Consider the following 14,607-nt stretch of genomic DNA (forward strand, 5'->3'; position numbering starts at 1 on the left):
TTTTACTTCAGAATCACCTTCTGCATGTAGCGCTGGCTGCCCTGGCGAACCATGAGCATTGCCGGACCGCGATAGTTGCTGGAAAGTTCAACTGTGTTCATGCCCTTGTTGACGGTAAAGTTTTGCTGGGCAATCACCTGGCCGAGGCTGTTCAAGAGCGTTGCCTTTGCCGGAGCCGTCTGGGCTGCTACAAAGTTTGCGCTCACCATGCCGGGCTGCACGTTCACGAGCATCTTGCTTGCTGCTGCGACAGTTGCGGTCTTGATGGCTTCAGTGCCGTTGAGGGCGACAACCTTACCGGATGCTGTACCTTCGAGCTGCGGTTTCTTGTCAAAGTCGTCAATGATTTCGGTAGAACCGTCGGCCTTGATACCCTTGATGTAGTCAAAGGTGATGGTGCCGGTGACCTGAGTGCCGTAGAGGTTCAGGCCGATGGCGTTTGCAGAGTTGAGGTCGGTCGGTTCTTTGCGGAAGTCTTCCCACTTAACTTGGATTGTCTGGAATGCGCTGGCATCGAGGTCCTTGTCGGCCTGTTCCACAACAGAGGCGTCGAACCAAGCCCAGCTTTCACCCGTCATCATGAAGAGGTCCATGGAGGTCCAGCCGTATTCGCCGCAGCCATCGCTTGCGCCAGTGCAGGGGCCTGCAGTAGCAACTTCGCCCTTCAAGCGAACTTCAATACCCACATACTTGGAAAGATCCTTTTTCGCACCCTGGAGATTGATACGCAATGTACCCACTTCGCTAGAATCGGAAGTTACAGTTTGGTAAGTCACCTGGACGCCCTTGCCAGCTGCGGTTTCGGGGATGTCGGGGTTCTGGTTGACGAGGGAATCAATGCTGTTGCCCGGGAGAGATGCCTGGCCGTAAGCTTCACGCATGGCGTTCAAGGTTTCGACGTCGGTAATGTCGCCGACGTTGCCACCGAACTTGTTCACCTGGCGGCGGATGATGGTGAAGTTGCCATCGCCTTCGTCACCGGTATCCCATACGCAAGGAACGAGGCCATTCTTCTTGGCTGCGGCGACCGTATAGCCGTACCATGCGGCGCGTGCCTTCAGGTGAACCTTCAGGTTATCACCGGTGAGGACTCCGAGACGCTTGACGGCACCCATTTCACCAATCACGACAGGAATGCCCTTGTCGTAGAAACGGCTCTTGAGTCCGCTGAACAATTCATCGATCGATTTTTTGGAACCGAGGGCGGAGCCGGAACAGGTGTGTGCGGCATCGTTACCCGGAGTCTGGTCTTCCCAGTAGTAGAACATCTTGCCCCAGTCTTCGTCACCGCTGGTCATCAAGGAGAACTGATACGGGTAGAAGTGGACTTCGGCCATGGTGTAGCCTTCGCCTGCCGGGTCAGTCGGGTACATGGACGCGAGCAACGGAGACTTGTCAATTTCGGTACGCGGAGACTGCACGACCACGATACGGGTTGCGTTGTTTCCGCCGGTAGAACGCACTGCCTTAAGGCATGCTTCGTGATAGCTCTTGAGAACCTGCATGCGGGCTTCGTCGAATGCCCACTGACCATTGTCGGAACCGCCGTTCCACGGGTCGTTCACGCCCGGTTCGTTGGCAGATGCAAAAATCAGGTGTTCGTCGTATTCGGCGAACTTGGTTGCAATCTGCTTCCAGTAGCTTTCCTGCTTGGCGGCGATATCGGCTGCAGAAACAGTCACTTCGCCGGTCTTGTCGAAGCCCTTGCCGTCAAAAACATGGTCTTCGAGCCAACCGCCGTCCCAGTGGCTGTTCAAAATGGCGTACATGCCGTTATTGATAACGAGATCAACGACGGTCTTTACGGAGTCAAGCCAGCCGGCATTGATCGTGCCGTTAGAGGCGTGGCTGTCCCAAGCGCAAGGAATACGAACGGTATTGAAGCCGGCGTCCTTGATTGCCTTCACGTAAGCGGCATCCGGGAAGGGGTTGCCCCAGTCGGTCGGGTTCTTGGGCACTTCCATGGTGTTGCCGATGTTGTAGCCGAGACCCATGTCGGGGTAAATCTCGGTTGCCTTGGGGAGAGCGAATGCAGCGGTGGCTGCCAAGCCGAAGGCGATACCAAACATTCCAAAACGTGTCATTTTGACTCCTTGAATTTGTTTACCTTCTTGAAATTAAATTCTATACGGATTCAAGTAAATAAAATTGTGTCGGTGTTGAAAAATTGCGGTGCTGAATCCTCAACAAATGTAAACTTGAATTTACTTTGAGAAAGAAAAATTGCCGATTTTTAGCGAAAATCGACAATTTCTGTTAATGAGGAAACCTTCGTTTAGTGTAGAGGATTCTATTTCACATCAACAAGCAACGTCTTGTTGGCACTTTTGGCCAAGTATACGCCCTGATGCAGTCCCATGAGCGAAAGTTCGGCGCGTCCGGCGCTTTTTGGGGCTGAGCGAATCTGGTTTCCGTTGATGTCGAACAGGCGAATGGGCTTGTTGGAATAAAGTATGCTGCCGTTGCGGGTGAATTGCACCGTAGAATTCAGGCCGGCGATGATTGTCGTCGTGGGAGCGCTAGAGCTAGACACGGCTTCGCTCGAGCTAGAGGCGACAACGCTAGAGCTAGATGCCGGAGTGGAACTTCCGCCGGTGATGTAGTCTTCGACGTGGGTCACACCGGTGTTGTTGTAGTTGCCGAGGTTGTATACGCTGCGCATGGCGTTGATGACGTCAGTTTCAAGAACCTTGCCCACCGGCGAAGATTGACGGCGAATGTAAGCCATGTTGTCGTAGCCGCTATTGCTCTCGTTGCCCATGTCCCAAAGGATCGGCGTGAGCCCGTACTGCTTGGCGGCGCTCACCACGTCTTTGTGCCACTGCACGCGGCCTTGCTTGTGTAGGTTCAGGTCGTTGCCGCTCAGTTCCGGAGAGCGCACGTTGGCGCCGAATTCGCCCACGATTACCGGATAACCTTTATCCACGTAATTCGTCTTCATTTTGGCAAACTGTTCTTGCGGGTGAACGATGCTTCCGAGTTTGGAATCTACGGAGCCTGCCCACGCATTGTAGCCCGCATTGCGCTTGGGTTCGCTAGCCTTCTGGTAGTCACCGTAGTAGTACTGCGGCAGAATGGGCTCGCTCGCGCCCCAGTCCTGCTGGCTAGTCATAAGCGTGTACTGGTACGGATCGTAGTAGTGCACTTCGAACATCAGGCGGCTTTCAACGTTGTCTTTCGGAAAGGTTGTCACCGGGGCGTTCGCGACGGACTTGTCGATGTCGGTGTTCAATCCCTGAATAATCAAGGTGCGGGTTTCGTTGTTTCCGCCTGTAGCACGCACCGCGTCAATAAAAGTCTGGTAGTAGTGCATAAGGGTGGACACATGCTGCGATGTCCATGTATTCACATTAGGACCGGGTTCGTTGGCGCCTGCAAATAGCAAGCGTTCGTTGTAGTTCTTGAACTTGTTTGCAATCTGCGTCCAGTAAGTCTTCATCTTGTTATCGATCGTCTGGTCGACGCTTGTACCGATGTTGCTCTGGAACCAGCCGCCTTCACCTTCGTGGTGAATGTTCAAAATCGTGTAGAGGCCAGCGCGCATGGCATAGTCGACGACAGTCTTTACGGAGTCGAGCCAAGTTTCGGTGACCTTGCCGCCACTGGTGTGGCTGTCCCAAGCGCAGGGAATTCGGACCGTGTTGAATCCTGCCGCCTTCACGGAATCGAGCAAAGCCTGAGTCGGGTAGGGGTTGCCCCAAGCCGTGGGGTTGTTCGGCACTTCCATGGAGTTGCCGACATTGAAACCCATGCCCATTTTGGCTTGGACTTCCTTGGCGGTGGGGAGCGTCGCTGCGGTCGCAGAAAGGGTTCCTGCGAGGGCAAAGAGGGCGGTTTTGGCAAGAATATGCTTCATTTTCGGTCCTTTTTCAAAATTCGCCCTTAATCTATACCGAAAAAATTGAAACATATCATATAATGTGTTAGGCCGTTCAAAAACTATTGAACGGCTTACAACGTACGAAAAGATTTGGTTACTATGTAAATCTTTTTTTTGACTAATGCGCTTCGAGCCAGTTCTCGCCGAAGCCGACGCTTGCAACGAGCGGAACCTTGAGCTGCATGGCGCCTTCCATTTCGGATTTCACCATCTGGGCCATCGCTTCCACCTGGTCGCGGGGGCATTCGAACACGAGTTCGTCGTGCACCTGCAGCATCATCTTGAGCGGCAAGTTCTCTTCGTTGATTCGTTTTTGAATGCGTATCATTGCAATCTTGATGAGGTCGGCGGCGGAGCCTTGGACGGGAGTATTCACGGCCATGCGCTCGGCCATCTGCGATTCCATGCGGTCACTACTATCGATGCCTGCGATGTAGCGGCGGCGGCCCGAAAGCGTTTCCACGTAACCGTCGCGGTGGGCGGCTGCCTTGATGTCTTCGATGTATTGCTGCACGCCCTTGTACATGTCGAAGTAGCCGGTAATAAAATCCTTCGCCTGCGACATCGGAATTTTCAGGTCGCGGCTTAAGCGGAATGCAGTCATGCCGTAGAGCACGCCGAAATTCACCACCTTGGCGTCGCGGCGCATGTCGCTGTTGACTTCGTCGAGCTTGACGCCGTAAATCGCGGCAGCGGTGCGGGCGTGAATGTCGATGCCTTCCTTGTAGCTTTCGATAAGCGCTTCGTCGCCACTGAGGTGCGCAAGCATACGTAATTCAATCTGCGAGTAGTCTACGGCGAGAATGACGTTGTCCTTACTCTGCGGCACGAAGGAGGCGCGAATCTTTTTGCCGAGGTCACTGCGTACAGGAATGTTCTGCAGGTTTGGGTCGCGGCTAGAGAGGCGACCCGTTGCAGTGCCCCACTGGATAAAGCTCGTGTGGATGCGCTTTGTATCCGGGTTCACCAGCGTCGGGAGCACCGTGATGTAAGTGCTCTGCATTTTCTTGAGTTCGCGGTATTCAATGACGGCGAAAACGATCGGGTGCGGAGCCTTGAAACTGAGTTCTTCGAGAACCACGGCGTCGGTACTGCGCTTCTTGATTTCAGGGAGTCCGAGCGTATCGAAAAGGACTTCGCCGAGTTGTTTGGGCGAGCCGATGTTGAATTCGAAACCGGCCATGTCGCAGATTTCTTTTTCCAAGTTTTCGATGCGGCGCTGCAGTTCCTGCTCTAGCGTCTTGAGGGAAGGAACATCAATTGCGACGCCCACGGATTCCATCTGGAAAAGTACCTTCAAGAGCGGCATTTCTTGTTCGAAGAAATACTTCACGTAATCGAGCTTTTCAAGTTCCTTTTTGAGTGGTTCCCACAGGCGAAGCGTGTAGACTGCGTCTTCGGCGCCGTATTCGGTGGCTTCCTTGATGGGCGCGCGATTGAACGTAATCTGGTTTTTGCCGCGCCCGATGAGATTCTCGATGGGAATCATCTCGTGCTGCAATCGTTGCATCACCTGGTTGTCGAGCCCGAGGCCAGACTGTCCCGGTGAAAGCATCCACGCGGCAATCAACGTGTCGATGAGGTTTGCGTTGTCGATAACGGATTGCGGAATCTTGAATGCGCGTGCGAGAACATGTAGGTCGAATTTCGCGTTGTGGAAAACGAATGCTCGCGACGTTTCGGTGCCGGCGACGGGTGCATTGTCGGCGATAAATTCGCTGAACCATGCTTTGACCTTGTTCAAGTCGTAATTGCCCTTGGGGCCTGTCGGCAACGGGAATCCGATTTCGTCGGAATGTCCCAGCGGAATGTAGTAGCCCTTGGCGGGGTCTGCCGAAAGGCAAAGTCCTACGAGGTTACATTGCATCGGGTCCAGGCCGTCGGTTTCGGTGTCGATGCCTACAGTGCTTGCGGCGGCAAATTCGGCCTTCATCTGCTCGAAGATTTCATCGGTGTCAACGCAAATGTATGTCGGCAGAACATCGACTGGGAAGTCTGCACTCACCACGGCGTCTCCATTTGCCGAGTCGCTACTTCCCGTGCCGTCGCTTTCGCGCACAAAGCCCGTCTTGCTCGGAATGCCTTCCAAAAGGCGGAGCAGGCTGTTGATTTCGTGATCCTTGAACATCTGCGCCAAGGTGTCCACGTGCAGGCCGTTGTATTCCAGCGTGTCGAGGTTTCCGCTAAAGGCTCTCTTCGTCTGGAGCGTCACCAGTTCGCGGCTGAGGAATGCCTTTTCGCGATTGTTTTCCAAATTGTCGTGCAAACCCTTCTTGGTCACCTTATCCAGGTTCGCGTAAAGGTTGTCCATGTCGCCGAAGTCGTTCAACAACTGGATAGCGGTTTTCGGGCCCACTTTCGGAACGCCGGGAACGTTGTCGCTGGCGTCACCCATGAGCGCCAAATAATCGCGGATCTTTTCCGGCGGAAGACCGTATTTTTCAAGTACCTGTTCCGGGCCAAAGTCAATGCCGTCGGCACCCTTCGTCAGGTGGAAAAGATGGATCTTGTCGGTTACGATCTGCGACATGTCCTTGTCTTTACTTAAAATCACCACATGGTCAAAGCCCGCTTCGACCGCAGCCATGGCGGTACTTGCCATCACGTCGTCCGCTTCGTAACCCGGTTCCGATAAGAGCGGGATTCCGCTTGCTTCCAAACTTTCGCCAAGGAGCGGCATCTGTGCCGCCATTTCTTCGGGCATGGGCCCGCGATTGGCTTTGTAGTCGGGGTAAAGTTCGTGCCTGAATGTCTTGGTGTGCGCCACGTCGCGTGCAATGGCGAAATGCGTCGGCTTGTGCTTTGCAAGAATACGGAGTACTGCGCCCCAGTAGCCGTGCATCATCGAAACCTCTTCTCCCTGGCTGTTTTTCAGCGGGTTCTGCGAATAGGCGTAAAACATGCGGAACGCAAGCGCGTAAGAGTCGAGCAAAAGTAAGGTCTTTTCAGGCATACTTTGAATGTAGAAAATTTGTATATTGGATTTATGTAAAAAAGGAGTTGGATATGCAATCAAGAGTTAAAGAGGCTCTCATTCTGGCAATGGCCATTCTGTGCTTGGGCGCATTTTTCTATCGAGCCCAAATTGATGTCAAGGAACGTGACCGCGTGGTATTCGTGCGTGGACTTGCCGAACGCGAAGTTTCGGCTGATTTCGTGATTTGGCCGATTGTGTACAAAGAGGTGGGCAACGATCTAGCCGAACTTTCGGCGACGTTACAGTCCAAGTCGCAGATACTTGAAAAGTTCCTGCTCGAAAACGGCGTGAAAAAAGAAAATATCACTTACTCGACCCCGGCCATTGTCGATGCCGATGGCGAATTGTACAGCGGTGGCAAACATGCTTATCGTTATGTCGCGACGGTTGTGGCAACGGTGGCCACGAACAATGTGGAACTTGTCCGTAAGGCCATGGAAAAACAGGGCGAACTCCTGAAGCATGGAATCGCTTTTAGCGGTAGCGATTACCAGTATCGCACCGTCTATAGCTTTAATGGCCTCAACGAAATCAAGCCCGCCATGATTGACGAGGCAACTCGCAATGCCCGCACTGCTGCCGAAAAGTTTGCGAAGGATTCCGATAGCAAACTCGGCAAAATCAAGACGGCCACGCAGGGTGTGTTCTCCATTGAAGACCGCGACGAAAATACGCCGTACATCAAGAAAGTGCGCGTCGTAACGAACGTGCAGTATTTCTTGGAAGATTAAATCAATTTATCCTTAATGCATTTCATGTTCGATGTCATCAAAATTTCTGCCGTTTCTGCGGGCTTTTTTTAAATTTCTACAAAAAAGGATTTATCATGAAGAACTTTAGCGAAAATATCAAGTACATCGGAGTCGATGACCGCGACTTGGATTTGTTCGAAGGCCAGTACGTGGTGCCCGAGGGCATGGCGTACAATTCCTATGTGATTGTGGACGAAAAGATTGCCGTAACCGATACGGTCGATGCACACAAGGTGAATGAATGGCTTGCTAATCTGGAAGCGGCTCTCGCTGGCCGCAAGCCGGACTACCTGGTGATTCACCACTTGGAACCGGACCATGCCGGCGGTATTGCTGATTTTGTCGCGAAGTACCCGGAAACAACGCTCGTTTCTTCGGCGAAGGCTTTCGCACTCTTGCCGCAGTTCATGACGCTTCCTGAATCGGTCAAGAAGCAGACCGTGAAGGAAGGCGATACGCTTTCGCTCGGTGCGCACTCCTTGCAGTTTATCGGTGCCCCGATGGTGCACTGGCCCGAAGTCCTGTTCAGCTACGAGCAGAGCGAAAAGGTACTGTTCGCGGCCGATGCGTTCGGCAAGTTCGGCGTGTACGATGCCGACCCGGATGACTGGGCGTGCGAAGCCCGCCGCTACTACTTCAACATTGTGGGCAAGTACGGCAACCAGGTGCAGGCAGTGCTCAAGAAGGCGGCCGCGCTCGACATCAAGACGATTTGCCCGCTGCATGGCCCGGTGCTCACCGAAAATCTGGGCTACTACATCGACAAGTACAACACCTGGAGCAGCTACGCTCCCGAAGACAAGGGCGTGCTTGTGGCATTCGCCTCGATCTATGGTGGAACCAAGAAGGCCGCGGAATTGCTCGGCGAAAAACTCAAGGCTGCCGGTGTCGAGAAGGTTGTGGTATCTGACCTTGCCCGCAGCGACATGGCCGAAGTCATTGAAGACGCCTTCCGCTACGACCGCATGGTGGTCGCCGCTCCTACGTACGATGCGGGCCTTTTCCCGGTCATGGAAGATTTCCTCAATCACTTGAAGGCAAAGAATTACAGCAATCGCAAGGTGGGCGTCGTGGAAAACGGCACGTGGGCTCCGATGGCTGCCAAGAAGATGACCGAAATCCTCGCCACGCTCAAGAACGTGACGCTTGCCGAAACGGTAGTGACGGTAAAATCGACGCTCAGCGCCGAATCCGAAGCGGCGCTGGACAAACTGGTTTCTGAACTACTTTAGTAGAAAAGGAGATGCCGCATCAAGTGCGGCATGACATTAGTAGCCTTAGCAACCAAATGCTGCGGGCAACATTTCAATAACGTCAGTCGGGAGCATGCCAAATGCTCCCATTTTTTCGCGCGTGAGTCTGCCTGCTTTCTGGTGCAAAAGTACGCCGAGTACGGCTGCTTCTGCAGTCGGTAAACCTTGTGCTAGAAGTGCGGTGATAATGCCGGTAAGCACATCGCCTGCGCCGCCTTTGGCAAGGCCTGAATTGCGGGCCGGAATCACGTACACGCGTCCGTCGGGAATGGCCACGTAAGTGGGGCAACCCTTCAGCACGATTGTAATCTTGAACTGCGTTGCAAACTGCTGCAGGTATTCCGGATAGAAACTTTCGTTTGCCGGAAGCGGACCGAAGTTGCGTTCCCATTCGCGCTTGTGCGGCGTGACAATCGCATTCGCAGGGCCGCCTTCCATGCAGAAGAATGCAGAACCACAGGCGTTAATCGCGTCGGCGTCGACAACCACGGGAATCTGCAATCCGGTCAAGAACATGCGGACTGCGTCTTGCGTTTCGGTGTCGGTTCCAAGTCCAGGACCGATGGCGATTGCATTCTGATGCATCGCGATATCCTGCAACTGCATCAAGTGCATAATCGAAAGCTTGTCTGTCGTCGCATTCCCGATTCCGTAGAATACGGGCTCGTCAAGCTTGGATTGCAAAGCCGGGAGCAAAGCCTTCGGTGTCGCGGTCGTGACAAGTCCTGCACCGCTTCTAAGGCATGCCTTGGTACAAAGGGCGGCGGCACCGGTCATGTTGCCGGAACCTGCAATCACCATGGCGGTACCTTGGCTGCGCTTGTCGCCAAATTCATCGCGGTCGGGGAGCAATGCCGGAATCATGTCTTCGGTGGCGAGGAATACGCCCGACAGGACTTTGTCAATCAGGTTTTCGGGGTAGTCGAGCGGTTCGACCGTCGTCTTGCCGAAAACGCGAGCGCCTTCGTTGGTGTAGGCATCCAAGCGGGGGAGCCCGAAGACGAGCGTCTCGGTGGCTTGAATGCAGTTTTCGCCGCAGCGGTGTTCCGAAGAATCAAAACCGGTAGGGGCGTCTGCTGCAAGAATCGGAATGTTCCATTCGTTCAAGTTGATGACGACTCGAGCAAAGGCCGGGCGCAGTTCGCCCGAGGCTCCGTTGCCGAGCATGCAGTCCACGGCAAGAGCGAATTTCGGTTCGTGTACGGGGAGATCGTTAATGACAATGAGCTTTCCGCCGCTTTCCGAGAAATCCTGGTACGCCATGGCCGCTTCGTTCTTGAAGGTTTCGGCCTTGGCGAGCGAATAGATGGTACAGGGAATGCCAGCCTCAATCAGCAATTTGGAAAGAACGAGGCCGTCGCCGCCGTTGTTTCCGCCGCCGACAAATACGGCGACCGATTTGCCTTCGGAGTTTTCGCCGAGCATGGCAATCGTTTTTTCAAAGAGCTTCTGCCCGGCCAATTTCATCAAGCCGTATCCGGCATCGATGGCGGTAGCGAATCCATCTACGAATTCTGCGTCAATATCGGTCTGAGGTTCCCAAAACGGTGGAAATCCGGCGCTAGAAACGCGGCTCCTCTTGGTGTCGCCATCCAAGAAGCGCATGGCCTCTGCAGTCACTACAGGGGCACATTCCTTGAAAGTCAGGTTCGAAAGGAGTTTCAATTAGATAATCCAGTAGCTGAGACCGACCTTGAACTTCATCATTCTTGCGCCAGACATATCAACCAAGGAGTAATCACCCGTAGCGAATTCCAGGTCGTCCAAGGTCTTCACGTCGGGGTAGAGTTCCGTGATGCCCATGTAGAAGCGGAAGTCGAAGAACAGACCTGCGACAATGTTGACGCCTGCACCGGCTACAATGCCGAATCCGAATGTTGCCTGTTCAACCTTTTCGTTGCTTTTGACCGAGATGTTCAAGGTGGCGTTTTCGACAGCGTCAATCTTGGCTTCGCTGCTCAAAGTAAAGTTGAACTGGGCACCGCCGGTCACATAGAACCTGTTGGCAATGACGCCGCGCATCAGCAAGGGAAGTTCCAAGTCCGTAGTAGAGTATTTGCGCTTGTGGCGCATGAATTCGTGTTCGGTGGTAATGTGGGCGATGTTGACTTCGGGGGTGAAGTACAGGTTCGGGATCATCTGGATGCGGAACATGAGGCCGCCGTCAAAACCGATGCCCGACGGAGTTCCGTCGATGTCGCTATCGTTGTCGAGGTCTTCCTTGAAGCCGAACATTCTGCCGTAATTGAAGGCGAACTTCAGACCGAAGCCGAAGAAGGGCGTATTGTTCGTATTTGCCGGAGCGTATTCGTCGTTCTGGGCGCTTTCCTGGGTGTTTTCCTGAGCGCTGGCCTGGTACGGAGCCGGAGCGGGGGCCGGAGCAGGTTCTTCTGCTACGTTAGCCTGTTCTTCTTCAGCAGGTGCTGCAACCTGTTCCTGTTCGGCGGGTTGCTCTTCAGCTTGTTCTTCTGCTTGTTCAGCGACCTGTTCTTCGGCCTGATCGGTATATTCAGGATCAAAGTCGTCCTGAGCAAATGCGACGGAAGCAACCAACATGGTGCTAGCAATGAGCGTCCAAAGCTTTTTCATATTTTCTCCAAACTAAATGTTATTTATGTAATAAAATAGTATATTCCGCCCTATTCCTTTTAAATACGTGTGAAAAAAGGTTGTAAATCGATACTCTTGTAAATATTCCTAAACCTCTTTTGGATATTTTGTCCAAAGCAATTGCGCCTTGGCGTGGAATATAGCCAACATTTGAAATTATTTTCACAAATAGCAATATAAGGAGCTACTATGAAAAAGAGTGTTTGGGAACCTCTAGCTCTCGCTTGCGCAATGGCTGTATCGGCTAGTGCCTTTACGCTGACGGGCAAGGTGAGTGATGAGCAGGGCAGCGCCGTTAGCGGCGCATCGGTTTTACTTGTCAAAAATGGTCTTTCTACAAAGACCGATGACAAGGGCGAATTCAAATTCCACGAAGAAGGAATGTCTGTGATGGGACGCGTGCTTCCGGGCTATATCAGCGTCAATAACGGCGTTCTTTCTTTCTCTCAACGTTCCAGCGAACCCGTACAGGTACAAATCTTCGACATGATGGGTAACCGCTTGCTGAGCGAAACCCTTTATGGTTCTGGAAGCCTTGACTTGCAGGCATGCGTCAAGGCTCAGGGTTCTTATTATGCGAACGTAAAAATCGGATCGGCTCAGCGTAGCATTCGCTTTACATCGAACGGTAATTATGGTTCGTCTTATAGTGGCAACACAAAGACGGCTCTCAAGAGGTTGACAACGACCGAAACCCTCAAGGTCATTGCCGATGGTTTCGATACTCTTTCGGTGATTTTAAATAAGTTAGATACAAACCTTGCTCTTACGGTGAAAAAGCCGAAGGCCGAACCGCAGTATGCATACGGTTGGGGCTTGAAGAATGCTCCGGTGCCTTCTAGCGGCTGCGGCAAGGATACTAAGCTTGATTACAAGTACCGTGCTAGTGGCAAACCGTATATCAGCTTCAAGTGGAGTAAGGGTACTCGTGATGTGCGTATCGATATCCCGAAGAGTTACGACAAGAATAAACCGTACAAGTTGATTTTCGGTATGCAGTGCATGGGCGGCTGGGCCGGCGGCGTGCAGGACGAAGGCTACTATGGCCTTAAGCCGCTTGACAAGGAAGAGACCGCAATCTTTGTTGCTCCGGAAGGCAATGGAAACCAGGCTCCGTGGGGTCAGGATGACTACAAATTATTCGATGAACTTCTGGCCATGCTCGAAAGCAGCTTCTGCATTGACTCAAGCCGTGTGTTCTCCACGGGCTTCAGCTACGGTTCCATGTTCAGTAACGGTCTTTCCTGGAATCACCAGGACGTGCTCCGCGCAGTTGCCGTGTACGAAACCGCCGAACGCAATATTTGGCTCCCGCAGCGTCAGAACAAGGGCATTGGCTGGATGGGCGTGCTCGGTTTGCAGGACGGCCTCTGCACTCCGACAATGGGCCGCGCCGCTCGCGATATCATCTTGACGCTCAACTCCGAAGGCGGCAAGGCCAAGAATGAAAAGGCTCAGGAATATGGCGGCAGCGGTCCGCACGTGTGCTACGATTACACGACAGTTGAAGAACGTTTCCCGGTCCGCTGGTGCACGCAGAACGGCGGCCACATCTGGGATCACAAGGATCCGGGCCAGCAAAAGTCCTGGGTTCCGCAGGCCACTTGGGATTTCTTCAGCAAATTCTAGAGTTTCCTATAACACATCCAAAAAATCCCCTACTGCAAAGCGGCAGGGGATTTTTCTTTTTTATAAAGTGACCATATTTTCTAAATTTGGGCGCATGGAATTCAAACGTTTTGAAGCTCTGATTGAAATGTTCCCGCAGGTGCAGATTTTCAGCACCGAGGGCGAAGATCTTGACAGGGTCATTACCCATTTTTTGAATCAGCAGAATAATGTCTCCACCATGTCGGAGGCAATGCAACGTAAGATTCAGCATGCGCTCGCACCGTTCTTTCAGCAGCGATTCATCAGCCTGCACGATGAAGAAGCCCCGCTGGTGCGCCACCTGCTTTTGAAAAAGAAATTCTTCTTGCAGACGGACCGCTATATTGACGATATGGCATGGCCCGAAACCGACCCCGACAAGCTGGAAGAAGCGTTAAAGATTGCCGACTTGTCCGACGAAGTTTTGGACCGCAAGTTGTTGAGCCTTTCGAACGGGGAACTGCGCCGCGTGTTGCTTGCGCGCATGTGGATGGAAAAGCCCGAGTGGGTTTACTTCAATGATTTGTTTGGCGGGCTTGACCCGGAGTACCGTGCGCATTTGGCGGGCTCTGTTGTGGAACTTTGTAAGCGCCCTGGCCTGAAAGTCGCCGTGCGCCTCGCCCGCGAAGACGAACTGCTCCCCGAGATTCCCGCGTTCGTGTATGCGAACAAGACGTTCACGCAGTACGCAGGCGAACTCCCGAGTGCCGCAGCGAAGCCCAAGTACACGAAGGCCGAGCTGAAGGACTACGAGATTGTTTCGCTCAAACCTCAAAGCGAGCTTGCGAGCGACCCCATTGCTCAAACCTCTTCTGAAATCCTCTTCGATTTGAAAAACGTCAACGTCCAATTCGGCGACACGACCGTGCTCAAGAATCTGAACTGGACGGTTCGCAAGGGCGAACATTGGGCCGTGATGGGCGAGAATGGTGCTGGCAAAAGTACGCTTTTGGGTATGCTTACAGCCGACCATCCGCAGATTTACAACAACGAGATTACCCTTTTGGGCGAACGCCCGGGCCATGGCCTGAACATTTGGGACCACAAGGCTAAACTCGGATTCTTCTCGCCGGAACTCGCGCTTCAGTACCGCGAAGACTTGAACCTGCAAGAAGTCTTGTGCACGGGCTTTACCGCAAACCTTTGCAAAGCCGACAATACCACTTGGGAAGAACGCGCGAAGGCGAAGGAATGGCTCAACTATCTGGGCTTTGACGACGTGGAAGCCCGCTACCGTGACCTGTCGCCCATCGACAAGCGCGTGGTGCTCATGGCTCGTGCTGCCATTCGCCCGCCCAAGGTGCTTTTGCTCGACGAACCTACGCAGGGCCTCAAGGGAGAGTACCGCGAAAAGATTTTTAACTTGTTGCAGTTGCTTTCGAAAGAAACGACAATCATTATGGTTAGCCATTACGAAGAAGAATGGCCGCCTTGCATGACGCATCTGCTCCGCATGCCTAAATTCTCGATGGAGAAGTCTTAATT

The 14,607-nt window shown here is 53.1% G+C and carries 9 protein-coding genes; 4 read left to right on the forward strand and 5 right to left on the reverse strand.

Translation table 11 applies throughout. The features are described from left to right. Positions 1–2 precede the first annotated feature (2 nt). The 3 genes from B7988_RS02015 to polA all read right to left on the reverse strand — a co-directional run bounded on the left by B7988_RS02015 (position 3) and on the right by polA (position 6,833). On the reverse strand, positions 3–2,084 hold the full coding sequence (locus B7988_RS02015) for a glycoside hydrolase family 5 protein (protein WP_088656646.1): 2,082 nt from the start codon (positions 2,082–2,084) through the stop codon (positions 3–5). Positions 2,085–2,290: 206 nt separating this feature from the next. After that, positions 2,291–3,856 carry a glycoside hydrolase family 5 protein gene (locus B7988_RS02020; RefSeq protein ID WP_088656647.1) on the reverse strand — a complete coding sequence of 522 codons (1,566 nt, stop codon included), beginning with the start codon at positions 3,854–3,856 and terminating at the stop codon, positions 2,291–2,293. A 142-nt stretch (positions 3,857–3,998) separates the two neighbouring features. Continuing rightward, the gene (polA, locus tag B7988_RS02025; RefSeq protein WP_088656648.1) at positions 3,999–6,833 is read right to left on the reverse strand and encodes a DNA polymerase I; all 2,835 of its coding nucleotides are present in this window, start codon (positions 6,831–6,833) and stop codon (positions 3,999–4,001) included. A gap of 53 nt (positions 6,834–6,886) precedes the next feature. Here polA and B7988_RS02030 point away from each other — a divergent pair, with 53 nt between their 5' ends. Further along, positions 6,887–7,588, forward strand: a complete 702-nt coding sequence (locus tag B7988_RS02030) for an SIMPL domain-containing protein (protein WP_088656649.1) — start codon at positions 6,887–6,889, stop codon at positions 7,586–7,588. A gap of 95 nt (positions 7,589–7,683) precedes the next feature. After that, positions 7,684–8,841 carry an FprA family A-type flavoprotein gene (locus B7988_RS02035; protein ID WP_088656650.1) on the forward strand — a complete coding sequence of 386 codons (1,158 nt, stop codon included), beginning with the start codon at positions 7,684–7,686 and terminating at the stop codon, positions 8,839–8,841. Between the two features lie 45 nt (positions 8,842–8,886). On the opposite strand, the gene B7988_RS02040 is transcribed toward B7988_RS02035, so the two are convergent. Next, positions 8,887–10,527 (reverse strand): NAD(P)H-hydrate dehydratase, encoded by a 1,641-nt coding sequence (locus tag B7988_RS02040; RefSeq protein ID WP_088656651.1) that lies wholly within the window; start codon positions 10,525–10,527, stop codon positions 8,887–8,889. Further along, positions 10,528–11,451, reverse strand: a complete 924-nt coding sequence (locus tag B7988_RS02045; protein WP_088656652.1) for a porin family protein — start codon at positions 11,449–11,451, stop codon at positions 10,528–10,530. Positions 11,452–11,661: 210 nt separating this feature from the next. On the opposite strand from B7988_RS02045, the gene B7988_RS02050 reads away from it, so the two are divergent. Further along, the gene (locus B7988_RS02050; RefSeq protein ID WP_088656653.1) at positions 11,662–13,101 is read left to right on the forward strand and encodes an esterase; all 1,440 of its coding nucleotides are present in this window, start codon (positions 11,662–11,664) and stop codon (positions 13,099–13,101) included. A gap of 94 nt (positions 13,102–13,195) precedes the next feature. After that, the gene (locus B7988_RS02055; RefSeq protein ID WP_088656654.1) at positions 13,196–14,605 is read left to right on the forward strand and encodes an ATP-binding cassette domain-containing protein; all 1,410 of its coding nucleotides are present in this window, start codon (positions 13,196–13,198) and stop codon (positions 14,603–14,605) included. The last annotated feature ends 2 nt before the right edge of the window (positions 14,606–14,607 follow it).

The sequence above is a fragment of the Fibrobacter sp. UWB1 genome (assembly GCF_002210325.1).
Taxonomy (GTDB): domain Bacteria; phylum Fibrobacterota; class Fibrobacteria; order Fibrobacterales; family Fibrobacteraceae; genus Fibrobacter.

What these genes read in the sequence shown, in the direction of transcription:
- B7988_RS02020 (WP_088656647.1), bottom strand. Translation starts at nt 3,856, where the DNA reads ATGAAGCATATTCTTGCCAAAACCGCCCTCTTTGCCCTCGCAGGAACC.
- B7988_RS02055 (WP_088656654.1), top strand. Translation starts at nt 13,196, where the DNA reads ATGGAATTCAAACGTTTTGAAGCTCTGATTGAAATGTTCCCGCAGGTG.
- B7988_RS02015 (WP_088656646.1), bottom strand. Translation starts at nt 2,084, where the DNA reads ATGACACGTTTTGGAATGTTTGGTATCGCCTTCGGCTTGGCAGCCACC.
- B7988_RS02045 (WP_088656652.1), bottom strand. Translation starts at nt 11,451, where the DNA reads ATGAAAAAGCTTTGGACGCTCATTGCTAGCACCATGTTGGTTGCTTCC.
- polA (WP_088656648.1), bottom strand. Translation starts at nt 6,833, where the DNA reads ATGCCTGAAAAGACCTTACTTTTGCTCGACTCTTACGCGCTTGCGTTC.
- B7988_RS02050 (WP_088656653.1), top strand. Translation starts at nt 11,662, where the DNA reads ATGAAAAAGAGTGTTTGGGAACCTCTAGCTCTCGCTTGCGCAATGGCT.
- B7988_RS02035 (WP_088656650.1), top strand. Translation starts at nt 7,684, where the DNA reads ATGAAGAACTTTAGCGAAAATATCAAGTACATCGGAGTCGATGACCGC.
- B7988_RS02030 (WP_088656649.1), top strand. Translation starts at nt 6,887, where the DNA reads ATGCAATCAAGAGTTAAAGAGGCTCTCATTCTGGCAATGGCCATTCTG.